Here is a 22,569-nt window from a genome sequence, read left to right on the forward strand (position 1 = left end):
CGCATGGCTTTTTGCATCACTTGATGACGTCGACGCCGCCCATGTACGGGCGAAGCACTTCCGGTACGATGACAGAACCGTCCTCTTGCTGATAATTCTCGAGAAGCGCAGCAACCGTCCGGCCGACCGCAAGTCCGCTGCCATTCAATGTATGGACGAATTCAGGCTTCGCTCCCTGCTCGCGGCGGAAACGGATCGATGCCCGGCGCGCCTGGAAGTCTTCGAAATTCGAGCAAGACGATATCTCGCGGTACATCCCCTGCGTCGGAATCCATACTTCAATGTCGTATTTCTTCGCAGCCGTGAAACCGAGATCCGCTGTGCACATCTTCAACACGCGGTACGGCAAGCCAAGCAGCTGGAGTACTTTCTCCGCATGCCCCGTCAATTTCTCAAGCTCCTCATACGATTCCTCCGGCTTCACGAAACGCACAAGCTCCACTTTATTGAACTGGTGCTGGCGGATGAGGCCGCGTGTATCGCGTCCTGCAGATCCTGCCTCGGAGCGGAAATTCGTGCTGTACGCCGTATAGGCGATCGGCAGGTCCGCTCCGTCGAGGATTTCGTCGCGGTAATAATTTGTCACCGGCACTTCAGATGTCGGGATCAGGAAGTAATCTTCCTTCTCGATGAGGAATGCGTCCTCTTCGAACTTCGGAAGCTGACCTGTTCCTGTCAGGCTGGTACGGTTGACCAGATACGGCGGCAGCATCTCCTGGTAGCCATGCTCGTCCGCATGAAGGTCCAGCATGAAGCTGATCAATGCCCGTTCAAGGCGTGCCCCGAGCCCTTTATAGAAGACAAAGCGGCTGCCCGTCACTTTTGCCGCTCTTTCAAAGTCAAGCAGGCCAAGATCCGTTCCGATTTCCCAGTGCGGCTTTGCTTCGAATCCGAATTCAGGAATCTCGCCCCATGTACGGACTTCCACGTTGTCGTCTTCGCTTTCTCCGACGGGCACGCTCTCATGCGGAATGTTCGGTATGCGCATCAGCACATAGTTCAAATCCTCTTCCACCTGATGAAGCTCCTCATCCAGCTTCTTGATCTCGTCGCCAACCTCGCGCATGCGGGCTATCACATCATCCGCGTTCTCCTTGTTGCGTTTCATCTCCGCAACTTTTTGCGAAACTTCATTCCGCTCCGCCTTCAGCACTTCCACTTTCGCAATCAGCTCCCGGCGTTTTTCATCCAGGCCGACGAACAAGTCGAGATCATTGAGATCCTCGCCGCGCTTCGAAAGCTTCTCCTTCACTTCATCGAAATTCGCGCGGAGCAATTTAATATCCAGCATTATGGTTCCTCCTCTTTTTTCGTTGACGATGATGGGTTTCAGGCAATAAAAAAAGCCCTCCATCCCCTATAAAAGGGACGAGAACTACCCGCGTTGCCACCCAAATTGACCGGCAACATGCCGATCCACTCTCGGAAATAACGGTTCCGTGACCGGCACAGCTTACTGGCGTTCAGCCGTGCTCCTCAGGGACGGATTCGCAACTGTCTTTACCGGCTCGCACCACCCGCCGGCTCTCTTGAAAAGACTGGTTTGCTACTGCTTCCCATCATCGTCTTTCGATATGGACTAAATGTACACTTACTGTACTACAAGCGAATCCTTTTGGCAAGGGTCATCCGGTTCCCTCTTCCAATATGTCTGCTATGAACGCAAAGTAACCTGTTTCATGTGGAACAAAGTCAGACAGCTTCACCGCAGTGATCCGGCCCATCTTCACATCCCTGCAAGAAATATCTGTGGCTTCTCCCCTGAATAAAGCGATCAGTTCTTCGGTTCGTATGGCGTGGATGCTCTCCACCTCTTCCGCCTGCAGTGTAAAGTCGTCCGGCTGCCATGCGGATTGATACAGAAAGACATTCGCAAATTCATTGTCTGTAAAATATGGAAGATGGATGGAATCGCGAATGAATCCTTTTGAACTGATTTTTGGCAGGTCGACCTGTATGCCAAGTTCCTCTTCCACTTCCCGGATGCCGTCCATCATTTCTTCATCCGCCATGAGATGTCCCGCTGCTGTAATGTCGAACATACTTGGAAAGTCTTTTTTGACAACACTGCGTTTCTGGACATACACATGCTCCTGATCCACGAGCCAGCAATGGAACGTTTCATGCCAGAGGCCTTCCTTATGGATATTGTCCCGTGTTTCATTGCATACATACCGGTACTCTTCATCAAACACCTTCAGCATTTCCACCAAAAAGACATCCCCTTATCTATCGTATTGCCTGAATGATGCTTGCAATCAGGATCCATGTCACTAGTATAGCACCCACAGCACCGCCTATTTTAGTAAGAGATGGCGTCCTCTGAAAACATCGGCTCCTCGTCGGTTTCCGGACATCATCATCTCACGCGGCGCCAGGAATGTCACGAGCCCAAGAGGAAACCCAAGGGATGAATGCGATGATCGCTTGAGTCGGCATGGAAATTGCCTTCTTTTTGGCGTATTGCACCAAAAAATAAACGTGGCCATACCGACAGGGACAAACGTGATGAACGTGACGCCAGGATGAGGTACTCCTCCTTCCCTCTGTCTTTTATACGGTCAGCAAAACAGGAAGAGTTCAAAAAACCAAGACGGTAGATCTCCGCCCTGGTTTATCGAATGCCGTTCAGACGCCGCGCACTGCCATCAATTCACTTTCCGCAAGCTTCCCGATTTCAATCCCTTTCATCGGCGTGCCGATATCTTTCGACAGGTCACCGATCAGATCGTAGTTCTGGAAATCCTCCGTCGCGAGGACAATCGCCCGTGCGAATCGTTCTGGATTATCTGATTTGAAGATGCCCGAACCGACGAAGACGCCGTCCGCACCGAGTTCCATCATGAGTGCCGCGTCAGCAGGTGTCGCAACGCCGCCTGCCGCATAGTTCGTCACCGGAAGACGACCCGCCTCACGGATCGCAAGCAAAATCTCGTACGGCGCTGCCAAGTCTCTTGCCGCTACCATCAATTCATCCGGATTCATGTGGATGATCTGATTCACTTGCGCATTCACTTTGCGCAGGTGACGGACTGCTTCCACGATATTGCCTGTCCCCGGCTCTCCCTTCGTCCGGAGCATCCTCGCACCTTCACCAAGACGACGCGCCGCTTCGCCAAGATCACGAGCACCGCAGACAAAAGGCACTTTATAATCGCTTTTCAATAGATGGAATTCCTCATCGGCAGGAGTCAGCACTTCACTTTCATCGATATAGTCGACCCCCATCGCTTCAAGAACACGAGCTTCAGAAATATGTCCAATCCGCACTTTCGCCATAACAGGGATCGAAACGGCTTTCTGCACCTCTTCCACAATACGGGGATCTGCCATCCGCGCCACTCCGCCTGCCGCCCTAATATCAGAAGGTACACGTTCAAGTGCCATGACTGCCACTGCACCTGCCGCCTCCGCCACTTTTGCCTGCTCTGCATTAATGACGTCCATGATGACGCCGCCATACTTGAAATCCATCTTCATTTCCCCCTATTCGCTTTTTTTCTAGTATACTAGTTATTGACCATAATGAAATGACCAGTATATGAATTCTTGAAGGGGTCAGACGAGGTGAAGAGAGATGGAAATGCTTTTGGTGCAACTGGATAAGACAAGCCAAGTGCCGCTGTATGAGCAGATTTACGGGCAAATACGGGAGGATATTACCGGAGGGAAGCTGAAAGTCGGCACAAAGCTTCCGTCCAAGCGGAAACTAGAGGAGTTTCTGGGTGTCAGCCAGACGACAGTGGAACTTGCGTATGCGCAGCTAGTTGCAGAGGGCTATATTACAACAAAACCGCGAAAAGGATACTTCGTCCAGGCGGTGGAGGAGCTGTCCTATGTAGAGCCGGCGTCCCTTGAACCTGAGGCGGAAATGCGGGAGGCCGCATACCGGTTCGATTTCTCGCCAGGCAAGATCGATCCTGATTCATTCCCGTTCAATCAATGGCGGAAATACGCGAAGGAGCTGCTCGATGAGTCGTCGAAGCATCTGCTGTCTCTCGGCCATCCGCACGGAGATTATGAACTGCGGCGGGAGATCGCCCGCTACCTCTACCATTCAAGAGGGGTGGAGTGCGTTCCCGAGCAGATCATCGTCGGGTCAGGAACTGAACAGCTGATGCCGCTGCTCATCCGGATCCTGGGGAAAGAGGCGGCGTATGCAATCGAGGACCCCGGCTATCCGCTCACGCACCACGTCTTTTACCATAACAGCCGGGAAGCGATTCCCATTCCGGTCGATGAGGAAGGGATGGATGTAGCGGCACTTCAGCAATCGGGCGCAACCATCGCCTATGTCACCCCATCCCACCAATTCCCGACCGGCACCGTGCTGTCAGCATCACGCCGGACGGCCCTATTGAACTGGGCAGCGGCAACGGAAGGCCATTTCATCATCGAAGACGACTATGACAGTGAATTCAGGTATGCGGGACGGCCGATCCCTTCCTTGCAAGGGATGGACAAGTCGGGGAGTGTCATCTACTTGAGCACGTTCTCGAAATCGCTCATGCCGTCCATGCGGATCGCCTACATGGTTTTGCCGCCCGTCCTGCTCGGGACCTATACCGATGCCTTCATCCACTACTCGTCCACTGTGCCGCGTTTTGACCAGCATATTCTTGCGCGTTTCATGGAGGACGGCCATTTCTCCCGCCACTTGAACCGGATGCGGAAGCTGTACAAGCGGAAGTTGGGCGTACTAACGGCCGCACTGGCCGAGTATGCGGGCTCCGTCTCCTATTCGGGAGATGAAGCCGGCATGCATATCAACATCAGGCTGCAGCCGGGGCGGGATGAGAATGAACTTGTCCAGATCGCAAAGGCGGCTGGAATCCGGATATACGGTCTTAACGAGTACCGGAAGATTTCCAAAGAACCGGTCCCTTCCTTTCTGCTCGGCTTCGGCGGCATGCGGGAAGAGGATATCCAGGAGGCGGTGGGACGGCTGATGAGGGCATGGAGCATAGAAAAAGACGATGGATCATCTTTCTGATCCATCGTCTTTTTCAATTAATCGAACAACCCTTTCACAAATCCAGTCGCACCTTCCCAGATGGTGACGAAGAAATTGCCGATTGCGCTTAGCATGAGGGAGAACCAGCCTGCCTTCTCGACAGGGGCTGCTGTCACTACGTCGACACCTGCATTTTTTGCATCGACATATCCGTAGTCGGTCCCTTCATTCTTCACGACTTCCACATGACCGACAACCGTGCCCTTCTTGACAGGTGCCTCCAGCTTGCCGCCTTTGAATGCCTTGTCGTCCAGTACGAGCTTTGGCATGTACTGATCCTTTTCATTCGTCTTCACCATCATGCGGATCGGTTCTTTCACTTCAACGGCGACCGTCTTGTCCTTGCCTTTATTCACATCGACAGTCTTTTGTGTATCAAACTTGTAACCGGCAGGTACAATCTCCTGGGCGGAAAACTGGTTGAATCCGTATTCGAACAGCGCGCGTGTCGCATCAAAGCGGGCTTTATATGACCCGACCCCTTTGGCATCGACCGCTTTCATGACGACAGCGATAAGCCGCTTATCATCCCTTGTCGCTGTACCAGTGAAGCAATGGCCCGCGAAGTCCGTCGTTCCCGTCTTCAAGCCATCTACGCCTTCATATTCATATAGGAGGCCAGGAAGCATGAAGTTCCAATTGGCCATATCGATTTTATCCGACGTCCCTTCCCGGAATGTCTTTTTGCTGATTTTCGTTGTCTCCAGCACTTCCGGATAATCATGGATCAGGCGGTAGGCAAGGAGTGCCACCGACTTCGCCGGCATGACGTTCTCATCATTCGGCCCTGTCCCTTCCGGCTGCATGCCCTGCAGGTCTGAATTGTTCAGCCCTGTCGAGTTTACAAATTTATAGTCTGTCAGGCCAAGCTCTTTGGCCTTTGCATCCATCATCTTCAGAAATTCCTTCTCGGTCCCTGCGATGGTCTCCGCAATGGCGATCGTTGCCGCGTTCGCAGAATAGATGGCAAGCGCCTCATACAATTCCCGGATCGTATATGTACCGTCTTTTCGGAGCGGCACATTGCTCAGACGGCGGTCCTGGGAAATCGCGTATGTATAGTCGTTGACCCGATATTCCTGGTCCCAGCTGATCTTCCCTTCCTGAATCGCCTCGAACAGAAGATATTCTGTCATCATCTTCGACATACTTGCAATGCCTAGCGGAGTATCCGCATTTTCTTCGTATAATATTTTACCCGTTTCCGCATCAATCAAAATCGCGCTGTCGACATGAATGCCAAGTGTCGAATCAGCTTTCGCCGTTGTCGATCCAATCGACATAAGCACAAGCAACGGCATGAGCAGCACTGCCACCCATTTTCTCATTTCCTTTTTCACACTGTTACCTCCGTCATTACTATTTCCTATAATATATTTTAACACAACCCGGCCATGAGATGGAGGTCGACTTGCGAGAAATGGCAGCCAAATAAAAGCACCTTTCCGCCCTGTATTGGGACGCTGGAAAGGTGCAAAAGTTCCTTACATGGATACAAGGAGCATATATTTTTATAATGAATAGTTCGGTGCCTCTTTTGTAATTTGCACATCATGCGGATGGCTTTCACGGAGCCCCGCACCTGTCATCCGGACAAACTGCGCTTCCTCGCGAAGTGCCTGCAGATCCTTAGTTCCGCAGTAGCCCATGCCCGCACGGATGCCTCCCACCAGCTGATGGATCGTATCCGTGAGCGGCCCTTTGTATGGAAGGCGGCCTTCTATTCCTTCAGGTACAAGCTTTTTCGCTTCGTCTTGGAAATAGCGGTCTTTTGAACCCTTCTCCATGGAAGCGACCGATCCCATGCCTCGATACACTTTGAATCGGCGGCCTTGGAAGATCTCCGTCTCGCCCGGGCTTTCCGTCGTCCCTGCAAGCAGACTGCCCAGCATGACCACATGCCCGCCGGACGCAAGGGCTTTCACGATATCGCCGGAATACTTGATGCCGCCATCCGCGATGATCGTCTTTCCATGCTTTCTCGCTTCTGATGCACAATCATACACAGCCGTAATTTGAGGAACACCGACGCCCGCCACAACACGGGTTGTACAAATCGAACCAGGACCGATGCCTACCTTTACCACATCAGCACCCGCTTCGTAAAGAGCCGCCGTCCCTTCAGCCGTCGCCACATTGCCGGCAATGATATCAAGATCCGGATAGGCTTCACGAATCTGCCGCACCATATCGAGAACGCCTTTCGAATGGCCATGCGCCGTATCAAGAACAATGACATCCACTTCCGCCTCGACGAGCTTCTGCACTCGCGTCATCGTATCTGACGTAACACCGACCGCCGCGCCAACAAGAAGGCGGCCATGCTGGTCTTTCGCTGCGTTCGGGAATTCGATCACTTTCTCGATGTCTTTAATGGTGATCAACCCTGTCAACGTGCCGTCCTCGTCAACAATCGGCAATTTCTCGATCTTGTATTTCTGCAAAATCTTCTCCGCGTCTTCGAGTGTCGTGCCGACAGGCGCTGTCACTAGATCTTCTTTCGTCATGACGTCCTTGATGATCATCGAATAATCCTGGATGAACCGCAGATCCCGGTTCGTCAGAATACCGACCAGCTTCCGGTCATCCATCGAATTGACAATCGGAACACCTGAAATGCGGTACTTGCCCATCAAATGCTCGGCGTCATACACTTGATGCTCCGGCGTGAGGAAGAACGGATTCGTGATTACTCCATTTTCCGACCGTTTCACTGTGACTACCTGCTCCGCCTGCTCTTCGATGCTCATGTTCTTATGAATGATTCCAAGGCCTCCTTGGCGAGACATGGCGATCGCCATCTTCGCTTCAGTGACCGTATCCATTCCCGCACTGATGATCGGGATGTTGAGCGTAATCTTTTCCGTCAATTGCACCGATAGAGACACATCTTTCGGCAATACTTCAGATGCTCCTGGAATCAGCAGCACATCGTCAAACGTCAGTCCTTCACGCGTAAATTTCGTTTCCCACATTTCGGCACGCCTCCTAAATGGTATTGGTCTGTGAATATTATTAAAAGGGTATCAGTGTCCGTGAAGTACTGTCAAGACTGTATATATAAGTAAAAGTATTCCTATAATTCGATGAACCACTTTAAGAGGAAGGATGGCGGGCTAATGTGGCGGGTGAAGTGTCAATTGGTTGTAGGCAGTGCCAGTTTCGAGGGCGCCTGGGCCAGTTGATTTGGTTTAATGCACACACCCATGTACCCCCAGCCGTTTACTGGAACAACGTTTCCTCCTCAAAGACCTGTATATGCCTTTTCCCGTCCGTGCTATTCATATTTGCCGAGATACTTGGATAACGAGACAGTCATAGGATGGTGATTCTAATTAATTATAACCTGTAAAACACAAAAAAACCATCCCCACTCGGGGGATGGCATGTTTGCCTGGCAACGTCCTACTCTCACAGGGGGAAGCCCCCTACTACCATCGGCGCTGAAGAGCTTAACTTCCGTGTTCGGGATGGGAACGGGTGTGACCTCTTCGCCGTCATTACCAGACAGGTGAATGAATTGCTCATTCAAAACCGGATAGAAGTGACATTGGAAAGCGTAATCAACTACTGTTGTAATTAAGGTCAAGTCCTCGATCGATTAGTATCCGTCAGCTGCACGTGTCGCCACGCTTCCACCCCGGACCTATCCACCTCATCATCTTTGAGAGATCTTACTTACAGAAGTAAAGGGAAATCTCATCTCGAGGGGGGCTTCATGCTTAGATGCTTTCAGCATTTATCCCGTCCACACATAGCTACCCAGCGATGCCCTTGGCAGAACAACTGGTACACCAGCGGTGTGTCCATCCCGGTCCTCTCGTACTAAGGACAGCTCCTCTCAAATTTCCTGCGCCCGCGACGGATAGGGACCGAACTGTCTCACGACGTTCTGAACCCAGCTCGCGTACCGCTTTAATGGGCGAACAGCCCAACCCTTGGGACCGACTACAGCCCCAGGATGCGATGAGCCGACATCGAGGTGCCAAACCTCCCCGTCGATGTGGACTCTTGGGGGAGATAAGCCTGTTATCCCCGGGGTAGCTTTTATCCGTTGAGCGATGGCCCTTCCATGCGGAACCACCGGATCACTAAGCCCGTCTTTCGACCCTGCTCGACTTGTAGGTCTCGCAGTCAAGCTCCCTTATGCCTTTGCACTCTGCGAATGATGTCCAACCATTCTGAGGGAACCTTTGGGCGCCTCCGTTACTCTTTAGGAGGCGACCGCCCCAGTCAAACTGCCCGCCTGACACTGTCTCCTGCCCGGATCACGGGCAAGGGTTAGAAGTCCAATACAGCCAGGGTAGTATCCCACGGGTGCCTCCACCGAAGCTGGCGCTCCGGCATCTTAGGCTCCTACCTATCCTGTACAGGCTGCACCGGAATTCAATATCAGGCTGCAGTAAAGCTCCACGGGGTCTTTCCGTCCTGTCGCGGGTAATGCGCATCTTCACGCATATTATAATTTCACCGAGTCTCTCGTTGAGACAGTGCCCAGATCGTTACGCCTTTCGTGCGGGTCGGAACTTACCCGACAAGGAATTTCGCTACCTTAGGACCGTTATAGTTACGGCCGCCGTTTACTGGGGCTTCAATTCGGAGCTTCGCTTGCGCTGACCCCTCCTCTTAACCTTCCAGCACCGGGCAGGCGTCAGCCCCTATACGTCACCTTACGGTTTTGCAGAGACCTGTGTTTTTGCTAAACAGTCGCCTGGGCCTATTCACTGCGGCTCTCTCGGGCTATTCACCCTACCAGAGCACCCCTTCTCCCGAAGTTACGGGGTCATTTTGCCGAGTTCCTTAACGAGAGTTCTCTCGATCACCTTAGGATTCTCTCCTCGCCTACCTGTGTCGGTTTGCGGTACGGGCACCTCCCGCCTCGCTAGAGGCTTTTCTTGGCAGTGTGAAATCAGGGACTCCGGGGACAATTCCCCTTGCCATCACAGCCCAGCGCATCTGGAATGGGATTTGCCTCATTCCACGCCTCACTGCTTGGACGCGCATGACCAACAGCGCGCTCACCCTATCCTACTGCGTCCCCCCATTGCTGATAACGGCGGGGAGGTGGTACAGGAATATCAACCTGTTGTCCATCGTCTACGCCTATCGGCCTCGACTTAGGTCCCGACTAACCCTGAGCGGACGAGCCTTCCTCAGGAAACCTTAGGCATTCGGTGGAAGGGATTCTCACCCTTCTTTCGCTACTCATACCGGCATTCTCACTTCCAAGCGCTCCACCAGTCCTTCCGGTCTGGCTTCGACGCCCTTGGAACGCTCTCCTACCACTGACACCAATGGTGTCAATCCGCAGTTTCGGTGATCCGTTTAGCCCCGGTACATTTTCGGCGCAGCGCCACTCGACCAGTGAGCTATTACGCACTCTTTAAATGGTGGCTGCTTCTAAGCCAACATCCTGGTTGTCTGGGCAGCGCCACATCCTTTTCCACTCAACGGATACTTGGGGACCTTAACTGGCGGTCTGGGCTGTTTCCCTCTCGACCACGGATCTTATCACCCGCAGTCTGACTCCCAAACAGAAGTCATCCGGCATTCGGAGTTTGTCTGAATTCGGTAACCCGGGATGGGCCCCTCGTCCAAACAGTGCTCTACCTCCGGGACTCTTACGTTTGAGGCTAGCCCTAAAGCTATTTCGGAGAGAACCAGCTATCTCCAGGTTCGATTGGAATTTCACCGCTACCCACACCTCATCCCCGCACTTTTCAACGTACGTGGGTTCGGGCCTCCAGTAAGTGTTACCTTACCTTCACCCTGGACATGGGTAGATCACCTGGTTTCGGGTCTACGACCCCATACTCATGCGCCCTATTCAGACTCGCTTTCGCTGCGGCTCCGCCTTCTCGGCTTAACCTCGCATGGAATCGTAACTCGCCGGTTCATTCTACAAAAGGCACGCCATCACCCATTAACGGGCTCTGACAACTTGTAGGCACACGGTTTCAGGTTCTCTTTCACTCCCCTTCCGGGGTGCTTTTCACCTTTCCCTCACGGTACTGGTTCACTATCGGTCACTAGGGAGTATTTAGCCTTGGGAGATGGTCCTCCCGGATTCCGACGGAATTTCACGTGTTCCGCCGTACTCAGGATCCACTCTGGAGGGGCTGGACTTTCGGCTACGGGGCTTTTACCCGCTCTGGCGGACCTTTCCAGGTCGCTTCGCCTAACCCAGCCCTTTGTAACTCCGTATAGAGTGTCCTACAACCCCAGGAAGCAAGCTTCCTGGTTTGGGCTCTTCCCGTTTCGCTCGCCGCTACTAAGGGAATCGATGTTTCTTTCTCTTCCTCCGGGTACTTAGATGTTTCAGTTCTCCGGGTGTGCCTCGCTCACGCTATGTATTCACGTGCAGCGTACTGCCCCATTACGGGCAGTGGGTTCCCCCATTCGGAAATCTTCGGCTCAAAGCTTACTTACAGCTCCCCGAAGCATATCGGTGTTAGTTCCGTCCTTCATCGGCTCCTAGTGCCAAGGCATCCGCCGTGCGCCCTTTCTAACTTAACCTTTTCGGCTTTCCGGTAAGGAAGCCACTGGTTGATGATTGGTGCTGAGCGATCAGCAGATCAATCATCGTTACAAAGTATTGCATGTTCAATCACTACGTGATCGACTCGGTTGATTACTTGTCTAGCTTCAGCTGCCAGTCGCTCGGGTCACAAGCCAACTCAGCTACACGGCAAAATCGCCGTTCCGCAGATTCGTCTTGTGCCTGTCGCGCCTAAACGGCTGCTTCAGCTTTTCTTTATCAATGTCGTTCTATCCAGTTTTCAATGAACAAGATTTGGTGGAGCCTAGCGGGATCGAACCGCTGACCTCCTGCGTGCAAGGCAGGCGCTCTCCCATCTGAGCTAAGGCCCCAAAGGGTATATATGGTGGGCCTAAGTGGACTCGAACCACCGACCTCACGCTTATCAGGCGTGCGCTCTAACCAGCTGAGCTATAGGCCCCTTTTGAAGTATCATTTTAACATGATCCCTCAAAACTGAACGCAAAACGTCAACGTATGGATCGAAGATCCATATTCCGTAATTATCCTTAGAAAGGAGGTGATCCAGCCGCACCTTCCGATACGGCTACCTTGTTACGACTTCACCCCAATCATCTGTCCCACCTTCGGCGGCTGGCTCCCGTAAGGGTTACCCCACCGACTTCGGGTGTTACAAACTCTCGTGGTGTGACGGGCGGTGTGTACAAGACCCGGGAACGTATTCACCGTGGCATGCTGATCCACGATTACTAGCGATTCCGGCTTCATGCAGGCGAGTTGCAGCCTGCAATCCGAACTGGGAACGGTTTTATGGGATTGGCTCCCCCTCGCGGGTTCGCAGCCCTTTGTACCGTCCATTGTAGCACGTGTGTAGCCCAGGTCATAAGGGGCATGATGATTTGACGTCATCCCCACCTTCCTCCGGTTTGTCACCGGCAGTCACCTTAGAGTGCCCAACTGAATGCTGGCAACTAAGATCAAGGGTTGCGCTCGTTGCGGGACTTAACCCAACATCTCACGACACGAGCTGACGACAACCATGCACCACCTGTCACCGCTGTCCCCGAAGGGAAAGGCATGTCTCCATGCCGGTCAGCGGGATGTCAAGACCTGGTAAGGTTCTTCGCGTTGCTTCGAATTAAACCACATGCTCCACCGCTTGTGCGGGTCCCCGTCAATTCCTTTGAGTTTCAGCCTTGCGGCCGTACTCCCCAGGCGGAGTGCTTAATGCGTTAGCTGCAGCACTAAGGGGCGGAAACCCCCTAACACTTAGCACTCATCGTTTACGGCGTGGACTACCAGGGTATCTAATCCTGTTTGCTCCCCACGCTTTCGCGCCTCAGCGTCAGTTACAGACCAGAAAGCCGCCTTCGCCACTGGTGTTCCTCCACATCTCTACGCATTTCACCGCTACACGTGGAATTCCGCTTTCCTCTTCTGCACTCAAGTCCCCCAGTTTCCAATGACCGTTCGCGGTTGAGCCGCGAGATTTCACATCAGACTTAAAGGACCGCCTGCGCGCGCTTTACGCCCAATAATTCCGGACAACGCTTGCCACCTACGTATTACCGCGGCTGCTGGCACGTAGTTAGCCGTGGCTTTCTGACGAGGTACCGTCAAGGTACGGGCAGTGACTCCCGTACGTGTTCTTCCCTCGCAACAGAACTTTACGACCCGAGAGCCTTCTTCGTTCACGCGGCGTTGCTCCATCAGACTTTCGTCCATTGTGGAAGATTCCCTACTGCTGCCTCCCGTAGGAGTCTGGGCCGTGTCTCAGTCCCAGTGTGGCCGATCACCCTCTCAGGTCGGCTACGCATCGTCGCCTTGGTAGGCCGTTACCCCACCAACTAGCTAATGCGCCGCGGGCCCATCCTGCAGTGACAGCCGAAACCGTCTTTCAGAGTTCCTCCATGCGGAGGAACTGATTATTCGGTATTAGCCCCGGTTTCCCGGAGTTATCCCCATCTGCAGGGCAGGTTGCCCACGTGTTACTCACCCGTCCGCCGCTAAATCAAGGGAGCAAGCTCCCTGTCATTCGCTCGACTTGCATGTATTAGGCACGCCGCCAGCGTTCGTCCTGAGCCAGGATCAAACTCTCCATAAATCTGGCGCGCGATACGCGGCGGATTGCGTTGTCAGCTTCAGTCGCGCGGTCGGTCACGTACTGGTGTACGTTCCCTCCCTTGCTCCTTCGCTTCCTAGCACTCCACCACGTCTCGTACGCCAGATGCCTCTCTTATAGAAGAAAGGTTGAAGAAATTCGAGTAGCTCGATTTCTTTGCTGGCATCTTTATGATGTCCATTGTTGTTCGTCCGCCGACGGGGTCGGCTTCGGAACTTTATGTTGACGTTTTGCTGTTCAGTTTTCAAGGTTCATGTCATTGCCGTTTGTTTCATCAGCAACTCTTATATCTTACCACTCTGTTCATCTCGCGTCAACAACTTTTTTCTTTTTCTTTTTCAAGAATGTGAAGTTCGTTGTTCCTTATGTGAAATGCAACGTTATTTACTATACCAGCCTAGACTCAGGAATGCAATGTTTTTTTCTAATTGGATTTCAGGTGGATGTGCTGGACATCTCCTGTATTCAATATGAAAGCCGTCCTCAATAAGTATAGTGGACGGCTGGCTGTTTGTTTAATCTAGTACTTTTTCGATAGCGATGCTTCGGTTTGCGGCAAGATCTACTGTGGCGCCGTCAGAACGTCTGCGGATGAGCGGGCGCAGCGAGGCGTCCCGGTGAAGGAACATGACTTCGCCGATTTCCCCGTCCGATAGCTTCACTCTTGTTCCGATGGTGAAGTCGCAGATCAGCGTTTCGAGTCCTTGCACTACAGTCAGGTTAAATTTGCCGAATTCCTCTTCCTTGATCATTTCGAGCACCTTGAACGGCGACTGCTTGGCCCGGTAGATCCGCTCGGAGCTCATCGCATGGAACACATCCGCTACCGCCAGGATCTGCGAGTAGAGGGAGATGCTTTCGGATTTGTGGCCCTGCGGGTAGCCGCTGCCGTCTAAGCGTTCATGATGCTGGGCGATGGCAAGCTTCATCTCTTTGCGTAGCAATGGCGTGCTCTGGAGCATTTGGAAGCCGAGAAGCGTATGCTTTTTTACCTCGTTGTATTCTTCCCGGGTCAGATAGGCGGACTTCTCGATAATTTTGGAGTCGATCTTGGCCATTCCGCAATCCGCCAGTACGCCTGCAAGACCAAGCTGCAGTGCATCGCCGCCTGCCAAGCCGATCTGCTTGCTGATGGCTGCGGACAGAATACCGACTGCGATGGAATGGTGGTAAATATATTCTTTAGGATCGGACAGTTCATTCAGATAGGCAAGCATCCCTTTCTGGTCCATGAACGATTCGATGACTGGTAAGATTGCCGTCCGCACTTTGGCGATGTCCACCTTTGCACCCGCACGCCATCCGTTAAATTCTTTTTTATAGTTTCTCACGGCTTCGGTATACTTCTTCCTTAAATCCTCCCGGCTCACCGGAAGCTCTTTAAGGTAGTCGGCAGCTGGTGCGCCTGCTTCCATTTCATCAAGCTCCATCTTATTCGGTGTTACCCGCTCCTCCACTTTCACACGGGTGACGCCGAACGCCCGGAGCGCATATATATGTTCGGGCGACAGTTCTGTCTCTTTTCGGATAATGGGATATTTCGTCTTGGAATATACGTCTTCTTTCAGTAAAATGCCAGGTCGCAATTCACTCGTATTTCGATACAGCTCCATTTGCGTCAGCCCCTCCTGATCTCTGCTGTTCTTATAGACTAGTATACTTCATTATTTTGTAAAAACCATACGAAAAAAGTTGCCGACCTTAAAAAAATTGGTCGGCAACTCGTTTTTATCTACTTATAGGTCCTCTTCGGGCTCCGTGTCCATCAGAGGTTCTTCAAGCGGAAGCTCTGCCTCATCTTCCAGCGCTTCCTCCAGCTCTTCCTTTTCGACTTTCGCTACTGTGGCGACCAGTTCATCTTCGCCGAGGCGGATCAGACGGACCCCTTGCGTGCTTCGTCCGATTGAAGAGATGTCCTCAATGTCCATCCGGATCAGGATGCCATGGATCGTGATCAGCATGAGATCCTCGGTCCCATTAACAGTTTTCATCGCGACAAGCTGTCCATTGCGATCCGTGACGTTCAGCGTCTTTAGGCCATAGCCGCCGCGTGACTGATAGCGGTATTCAGATTCAGGCGTCCGTTTTCCGAAGCCTTTTTCGGTGACGACAAGGATTTCATCGCCTTCCTTGACCGTATCCATGCCGACTGCGATGTCGCCTTCCCGGAGACGGATTCCCCGCACACCGCTTGCGACACGGCCCATTGGACGGATATCCTGCTCATGGAACTTAATCAGCATGCCCCCGCGCGTCCCAATCGCGATGGACTGGTCTCCGCTTGTCATCCGTACACTGATCAGCTCATCATCTCCGCGGAGGGTCAAGGCGATCAGGCCATTTGATCGGATGTTCGCGAAATCCGATACGACAGTCCTCTTCACGATGCCTTGGCATGTTGCAAAGAATAGATATTTGTCATCCTCGAACTTATCGATTGCAATCATCGCCGTGACCTTCTCGTTCTTGTCGAAGTCCAGGAGATTGATGATCGGCAATCCTTTCGCCGTCCTGCTGTATTCTGGAATTTCATACCCTTTCTTCCGGTACACGCGACCGCGGCTCGTGAAGAACAGGATCGTGTCATGGGTGGATGTGTACAGTAAGTGCTCGACGAAGTCATCGTCGTTAGTGCCCATGCCCTGGATGCCGCGGCCGCCGCGTTTCTGGCTGCGGTACGTGCTTGCAGGGAGGCGCTTGATATAGCCGTTATGCGTAAGGGTCAGGACGGAATTCTCGACAGGGATAAGATCCTCGTCTTCCAGCATATCGAGGCCGCCCATCGTGATTTCGGTTCGGCGGTCATCGGCGAAACGCTGCTTCACTTCCAGCAGCTCTTCCTTGATGATATCCAATAGCTTCTGTTCATCCGCAAGAATCGCACGCAGTTCCGCGATCAGCTGGAGAAGCTCCTGATATTCAGATTCGATCTTGTCCCGCTCGAGTCCTGTAAGACGCTGGAGGCGCATATCCAATATCGCCTGAGATTGCCGTTCAGACAGGTCGAAACGTTCCATCAAACCGTTTTTCGCTTCCTCAGTCGTCTTCGACGCGCGGATCAGTGCGATGATCTCGTCGATATGATCGAGCGCAATCCGGAGGCCTTCCAGGATATGAGCACGGTCTTCCGCCTTCTTCAGATCATACTGGGTCCGTCTGCGGATGACGTCTTTCTGGTGCTCAAGGTAATAATGCAAGATCTCTTTCAGGGCAAGGATCTTCGGCTGTCCATCGACGAGCGCCAGCATATTGATGCCAAAGCTCGACTGCAGCGCCGTATGCTTATATAAATTATTCAGCAGGACGTTGGCATTCGCATCCTTGCGCACTTCGATGACGATGCGCATGCCGGTACGGTCCGATTCATCCGCGAGATGCGTAATGCCTTCGATCCGCTTATCACGTACGAGCTCCGCGATTTTCTCGACAAGACGCGCCTTGTTCACCTGGTACGGCAATTCAGTGACGATGATCGTCTCTTTGCCGTTCGCCTGCTGCTCGATCTCCACCTTGCCGCGGATGACAAGGGACCCTCTGCCTGTTTCATAGGCCCTTCTGATGCCGCTGCGGCCAAGGATGATCCCGCCTGTCGGGAAATCCGGCCCCGGAATGATCTCCATCAATTCCTCGGTCGTAATTGCGCTATTATCCGCGACTGCCAGCACAGCGTCGATCGTCTCCCCAAGATGATGCGGCGGGATATTTGTCGCCATGCCGACTGCAATCCCGGACGTCCCATTTACAAGGAGATTCGGGAAGCGGCTCGGCAGCACGATCGGCTCTTTTTCCTGGCCGTCATAGTTCGGCTGGTAGTCAATCGTGTCTTTGTTGATATCACGCAGCAGTTCCATCGCGATGCGGGACATCCGAGATTCCGTATAACGCATCGCTGCCGCTGCGTCGCCGTCGACCGACCCGAAGTTTCCGTGTCCGTCGACAAGCATATAGCGGTAGTTGAAGTCCTGCGCCATACGCACCATTGTGTCATAGACGGCGCTGTCGCCATGCGGATGGTACTTACCGATGACGTCGCCGACAATCCGCGCTGATTTCTTATGTGGTTTATCTGCTGTATTTCCAAGATCCTGCATTGCATATAAGATTCGCCGGTGCACCGGCTTGAGACCGTCGCGCACATCCGGCAATGCACGGGATACGATGACGCTCATCGCATAGTCGAGAAACGACGTCCGCATCTCCGTACTGATATTGATTCCTTGGACACCACGGTTCGGCATGTCAGCCATTCTGTCAAGCTCCTTTCAGCTCAGATGCTGTCAATGAAAGGCAAGCATCCGTACAAATCAAGTATCCAAATTCTTTACATAGATCGCATTTTCTTCGATGAACTTTCGTCTCGGCTCTACATCATCGCCCATCAGCTGTTCAAATGTCTGGTCAGCATCTGCTGCGTCTTCCAGGTGGACTTGAAGCAATGTGCGGTGTTCGGGATCCATCGTCGTCTCCCAGAGCTGCGTCGCATCCATCTCGCCTAACCCTTTGTAACGGGTGATGACCGGCTTTGGAATTTCAGGCAGCCGCCCGAGGATTTCCTGCAACTCCTCTTCATCGAAGCAGTATTCCTCATGCTTCCCTTGCTTGACGCGGTAGAGCGGCGGCTGTGCGATATACACATAGCCTGCCTCGATCAATGGCCGCATGAAGCGGAAGAAGAATGTGAGCAGAAGCGTCCGGATATGGGCGCCGTCAACGTCGGCATCCGTCATGATGACAATTTTGTGGTACCGGGCCTTCGACAGGTCAAAATCTTTCCCGATGCCTGTACCGAGAGCCGTGATCATCATGCGGATCTCCGCATTGCTGAGAATCCGGTCAAGCCGCGCCTTCTCTACGTTGAGAATCTTACCGCGCAGCGGCAGGATCGCCTGGAAGTGACGATCGCGTCCGCTTTTCGCGGATCCGCCAGCCGAGTCTCCCTCAACGATATATAATTCACTGATCTGCGGGTCTCTCGAAGAGCAGTCCGAGAGTTTCCCAGGTAGGCTTGACACTTCAAGCGCTGATTTCCTGCGGGTCAGTTCACGTGCGTTCTTTGCAGCGACACGCGCGCGGGCCGCCATCAGGCTTTTATCGACAATAGTGCGCGCTGTCGGCGGGTTCTCCAGCATGAAACGCTGGAAGTGCTCGGAAAACAGTGCATTCGTAATCGTGCTCACTTCCGAGTTCCCGAGTTTCGTCTTTGTCTGCCCTTCGAACTGCGGATCCGGGTGCTTGACGGAAATGATCGCCGTCAACCCTTCCCGGACATCGTCGCCGGACAGGTTCGGATCAGAATCTTTCAGCATGCCGTTCTTGCGTGCATAATCGTTGATGACCCTTGTGAGGGCCGTCTTGAAGCCTGATTCATGCGTCCCGCCTTCATACGTATTGATGTTGTTTGCGAAGGAAAGGATATTTTCCGCATAGCCGCTGTTATATTGCATGGCGATTTCAATCGAGATGCCGTCTCTCTCGGCTTCGATAAAAATCGGCTCCTCATGGATCGGTTCTTTGCCTTCGTTGATATGTTCCACGTATGACTTGATGCCGCCTTCATAGTGGAACGTGTCGATGCGCTTCTCGTCTTCGCGTTCGTCTGTGATCGTGATGCGGAGGCCGCGGTTCAGATACGCGAGCTCACGGAGACGGTGCGCGAGCGTATCGTAGTCATAGACTGTCGTCTCTTTGAAAATTTCCGGATCCGCCTTGAAGCGTGTGCGTGTTCCTGTCTCATCCGTCTCCCCGATCACCTGCAGGTCACCGATCGGCACTCCCCGTTCGAATGCGAGGAAATACACTTTGCCGTCTCGGCGGACATAGACCTCCGTCCGTTCCGATAAAGCGTTGACGACTGACGCACCAACGCCGTGGAGACCGCCTGACACCTTGTAGCCTCCTCCGCCGAATTTACCTCCGGCGTGCAGGACGGTCATGATGACTTCAACAGCAGGTCTGCCTGTCGATTCTTGGATGCCGACCGGGATGCCCCGTCCGTTGTCATCCACGCGGATCCAGTTGTCTTTCTCAATTGTCACTTCTATGTGATCGCAGTAGCCTGCGAGCGCTTCGTCGATACTGTTGTCGACGATTTCCCATACCAGGTGGTGGAGGCCGCGTGCACTTGTCGTCCCGATGTACATGCCGGGACGCTTGCGGACCGCTTCAAGGCCTTCAAGCACCTGGATCTGATTCGCATCATACGCTGTCTGCATGTCTTTCTCTTCCATTGCCAATATGTTCACCTTTCCTTTCCGAACATCCGTCATTTGACTGACGGTTGAACTGCCTCGATGGGCGTGCCTGTCGATCAATCCTTTTTCTGCACATGTCCCGCCGATACTTCAAACAGGTCGGCATGCTGCAGCGTCTCATGGTCGATCCCGGCAATGTTCGTCGTCGTTACGAATGTCTGCACATTACCTTGCATCGTGCCGAGAAGATGGGATTGGCGGTAATCGTCCAATTCTGAGAGGACGTCATCTAGCAGGAGTACCGGTGTTTCCCCGACCTCCTGTTTGACAAGTTCTATTTCCGCTAGTTTCAGGGAGAGTGCTGTTGTCCGCTGCTGTCCCTGCGAACCATATGTCTGTATATCATAGCCGTTGACGAAGAAATGAAGATCATCGCGGTGCGGGCCGACAAGTGTGATGCCGCGTTCCAGCTCCCGCCGTTTCGCTTCATGGAGTTTCCGGCTGAGTATATTTTCCATTTCTTCTGCAGTCTGCCCAGAATCGAGTTCTTTTAATGTTCCATATGAAACTTTTAATTGTTCAAGGCCCCGTGAGATCCCAAAGTGGATCGGTTCCGCCCATTTCTGAAGCAGGTCCATGAAGTAATACCGCTTTTGGATGATGGAGACAGCAGCCTTCACATACTGTTCCGTATAGATATCGAACATCGCATCCTGAATATCGAGCTTTCCGCGGTGATCCTTCAATATGGCGTTTCGTTGTTTTAAAATCTTTTGGAACGTCAGCAAGTCATGAAGATAGACAGGAGATATCTGACCGATCTCCATGTCGAGGAATCGCCTTCTAATCTGAGGGCTCCCTTTTACGAGGTTCAGGTCTTCCGGGGCGAACATGACGACATTGAGCTGTCCGATATAGTGGCTCAAGCGATTCTGTTCCAAGTGGTTGACTCTCGCTTTCTTGCCTTTTTTCGAAATCGTCAATTCAAGCGGAAGACGACCGTACTTCCGGATGATGTCCCCTTCTATTTTACCATAATCCTGCTCCCAGCGTATCAATTCACGATCGTTTGATGTCCTGTGGGATTTTGCCATCGACAGGACGTAGATCGCCTCCATGACATTCGTTTTGCCTTGTGCGTTCTCGCCGATGAACACATTGATTTTCGGCGAGAAGGAAAGATCCAGAGAGGAATAGTTTCGGTAATTGGTCAGCTTGAGATGCTCAATGTACATCTGGCTTTCCATCTTGCGAACAAGCTATTTTGAAACGGCCGATTCCGGGAATATTCACCAGATCGCCATCATGCAGTTTCCGCCCTCTCCGCCGTTCTTCCTCTCCATTCACAAAAACAGCATTTTCTGCCAAAAACCATTTTGCCATCCCGCCTGAACTGATAGCATTCGTCATTTTCAATAATTGGCCAAGTGTAACGAATTCCGTCTCGATTTCCAGGAGATCCATTCATTTATTCAATCCTTCGCATAGTAGTCTGTCTTCCCATTTTACCTAACTTTGCGCAATAAGAAAAGGATAGTCGCTACCGACTACCCTTTTACTTGATCAAAATGTGCGTACTGGCAAGATGAGCTGAAGAATATCGTCACTATCGGATGATTTCAGGACGAATGGACGCATGGCGCCGGTGAAGTGGATCAGGATATCCTGGCCGTCGATCGCTTTCAGGGCGTCCATCATGTACTTCGCGCTGAATGAGATTTTCAGGTCTTCTCCCTTTACGTCAACGGCTTCCACCGTCTCCTCGACTTTTCCGATCTCCGGCGAGTTCGAGGAGATCTCAAGCAGTTTCCCTTCATCAGCTGAAAAACGGACAATGTTGTTCCGCTCTTCACGGGCGAGCAAAGATGCGCGGTCAATCGCCTGCAGCAGCGACTTGCCGTTCACAGTGACCGTCGTTTTCTGTTCCGACGGGATGAGGCGGGAAGTGTCCGGATAGTTTCCTTCCAGCAGGCGTGAATAGAACAGGACGTCTTTCATCTTGAATAAAACTTGCTGCTCAGCGATGACGATTTCCACCGCTTCTGACTGATCAGGCAAGATTTTATTGAGTTCTTGCAAGCTCTTTCCTGGAATGACAACACTGAACCCGCTGCCGGGCATCTGTTCAGGCTGGATGATCCTTCTTGCAAGACGGTGGCTGTCAGTTGCTACACAGACGAGACGGTCTTCTTCCGCAATCCAGTGGACTCCCGTCAAGATAGGCCTCGTCTCCTGCTGGGAAACAGCGAATACAGTTTCCCGGATGATCGATTTCAGCAGATCGGCAGGCAGCGAGAAACGCTGGTTGTCTTTCACGGTTGGAAGAAGCGGATATTCGTCCGGATTAGAACCGATGAGATGGAATTCCGATTTGCCGGAATGGATCTTCGTCTGGTGTCCGTCTTCCACCTCAATCGTCACATCGTTCGTCGGCAGTTTACGGACAATCTCACTGAAAAACTTCGCCTGCAGGATAATCGAGCCGGTGTCAGCGATCCGGATGATCTGCTCTCCATCCTCTTCCACCGGAATGAATGTGGTGATGGTTATATCGGAATCACTGCCGGTCATCTTCAATCCTTTTTCGTCCACATCGATTTTGATCCCAGTCAGGATCGGATTGGTGACTTTCTGGCTGATCGCTTTCATGACATCGCTCAGACCGTCGAGCAGCCGATCCCTCATAATCTCGAATTTCATCTCGATCCCTCGCTTATATAAGAATTAGTAAGTACTTAAAACA

12 protein-coding genes, 2 tRNA genes, 3 rRNA genes and 1 other annotated feature are annotated in these 22,569 nt (G+C 52.5%); of the genes, 1 reads left to right on the forward strand and 16 read right to left on the reverse strand.

Going from position 1 to position 22,569, the window contains the following annotated elements; all coding sequences use genetic code 11:
* Positions 1-16 precede the first annotated feature (16 nt).
* The 3 genes from serS to pdxS form a co-directional block, all read right to left on the reverse strand.
* Positions 17-1,291 carry a serine--tRNA ligase gene (serS, locus tag ACZ5FK_RS09695; RefSeq protein WP_464804706.1) on the reverse strand — a complete coding sequence of 425 codons (1,275 nt, stop codon included), beginning with the start codon at positions 1,289-1,291 and terminating at the stop codon, positions 17-19.
* A gap of 70 nt (positions 1,292-1,361) precedes the next feature.
* Positions 1,362-1,572, reverse strand: a binding site (T-box leader).
* Between the two features lie 53 nt (positions 1,573-1,625).
* Positions 1,626-2,204 carry an NUDIX hydrolase gene (locus tag ACZ5FK_RS09700; protein ID WP_464807413.1) on the reverse strand — a complete coding sequence of 193 codons (579 nt, stop codon included), beginning with the start codon at positions 2,202-2,204 and terminating at the stop codon, positions 1,626-1,628.
* A gap of 424 nt (positions 2,205-2,628) precedes the next feature.
* Positions 2,629-3,474 carry a pyridoxal 5'-phosphate synthase lyase subunit PdxS gene (pdxS, locus tag ACZ5FK_RS09705; protein ID WP_464804707.1) on the reverse strand — a complete coding sequence of 282 codons (846 nt, stop codon included), beginning with the start codon at positions 3,472-3,474 and terminating at the stop codon, positions 2,629-2,631.
* Between the two features lie 103 nt (positions 3,475-3,577).
* On the opposite strand from pdxS, the gene pdxR reads away from it, so the two are divergent.
* Positions 3,578-4,993, forward strand: a complete 1,416-nt coding sequence (pdxR, locus tag ACZ5FK_RS09710) for a MocR-like pyridoxine biosynthesis transcription factor PdxR (protein ID WP_464804708.1) — start codon at positions 3,578-3,580, stop codon at positions 4,991-4,993.
* A gap of 17 nt (positions 4,994-5,010) precedes the next feature.
* Here pdxR and ACZ5FK_RS09715 read toward each other — a convergent pair whose 3' ends face one another.
* The 13 genes from ACZ5FK_RS09715 to dnaN form a co-directional block, all read right to left on the reverse strand.
* Positions 5,011-6,354, reverse strand: a complete 1,344-nt coding sequence (locus ACZ5FK_RS09715; RefSeq protein ID WP_464804709.1) for a serine hydrolase — start codon at positions 6,352-6,354, stop codon at positions 5,011-5,013.
* A gap of 171 nt (positions 6,355-6,525) precedes the next feature.
* On the reverse strand, positions 6,526-7,989 hold the full coding sequence (gene guaB / locus ACZ5FK_RS09720) for an IMP dehydrogenase (protein WP_464804710.1): 1,464 nt from the start codon (positions 7,987-7,989) through the stop codon (positions 6,526-6,528).
* Between the two features lie 417 nt (positions 7,990-8,406).
* Positions 8,407-8,522: ribosomal RNA gene (gene rrf / locus ACZ5FK_RS09725) — 5S ribosomal RNA — on the reverse strand.
* A gap of 73 nt (positions 8,523-8,595) precedes the next feature.
* Positions 8,596-11,530, reverse strand: a 23S ribosomal RNA gene (locus tag ACZ5FK_RS09730).
* A gap of 278 nt (positions 11,531-11,808) precedes the next feature.
* Positions 11,809-11,884, reverse strand: a tRNA-Ala gene (locus ACZ5FK_RS09735).
* Positions 11,885-11,896: 12 nt separating this feature from the next.
* A tRNA-Ile gene (locus tag ACZ5FK_RS09740) sits at positions 11,897-11,973 on the reverse strand.
* A 92-nt stretch (positions 11,974-12,065) separates the two neighbouring features.
* Positions 12,066-13,617: ribosomal RNA gene (locus ACZ5FK_RS09745) — 16S ribosomal RNA — on the reverse strand.
* Together the 16S, 23S and 5S rRNA genes with 2 tRNA genes alongside form the textbook arrangement of a ribosomal RNA operon.
* Before the next feature lie 533 nt (positions 13,618-14,150).
* Positions 14,151-15,248, reverse strand: coding sequence for an HD-GYP domain-containing protein (locus tag ACZ5FK_RS09750; RefSeq protein WP_464804711.1), 1,098 nt, complete (start codon positions 15,246-15,248; stop codon positions 14,151-14,153).
* A 123-nt stretch (positions 15,249-15,371) separates the two neighbouring features.
* Complete coding sequence (gene gyrA, locus ACZ5FK_RS09755) at positions 15,372-17,882, reverse strand: DNA gyrase subunit A (RefSeq protein ID WP_464804712.1); 2,511 nt, start codon at positions 17,880-17,882, stop codon at positions 15,372-15,374.
* Positions 17,883-17,939: 57 nt separating this feature from the next.
* Positions 17,940-19,862 carry a DNA topoisomerase (ATP-hydrolyzing) subunit B gene (gene gyrB / locus ACZ5FK_RS09760; protein WP_464804713.1) on the reverse strand — a complete coding sequence of 641 codons (1,923 nt, stop codon included), beginning with the start codon at positions 19,860-19,862 and terminating at the stop codon, positions 17,940-17,942.
* An 80-nt stretch (positions 19,863-19,942) separates the two neighbouring features.
* Complete coding sequence (gene recF, locus ACZ5FK_RS09765) at positions 19,943-21,061, reverse strand: DNA replication/repair protein RecF (RefSeq protein WP_464804714.1); 1,119 nt, start codon at positions 21,059-21,061, stop codon at positions 19,943-19,945.
* Complete coding sequence (yaaA, locus tag ACZ5FK_RS09770; protein WP_464804715.1) at positions 21,051-21,290, reverse strand: S4 domain-containing protein YaaA; 240 nt, start codon at positions 21,288-21,290, stop codon at positions 21,051-21,053. The genes recF and yaaA overlap by 11 nt, the downstream gene beginning before the upstream one ends.
* A 99-nt stretch (positions 21,291-21,389) precedes the next feature.
* A complete protein-coding gene (gene dnaN / locus ACZ5FK_RS09775; RefSeq protein WP_464804716.1) occupies positions 21,390-22,526 on the reverse strand; it encodes a DNA polymerase III subunit beta in 1,137 nt (378 codons plus the stop codon).
* Positions 22,527-22,569: the final 43 nt, after the last annotated feature.

It is taken from the genome of Sporosarcina sp. GTC18466 (genome assembly GCF_055389225.1).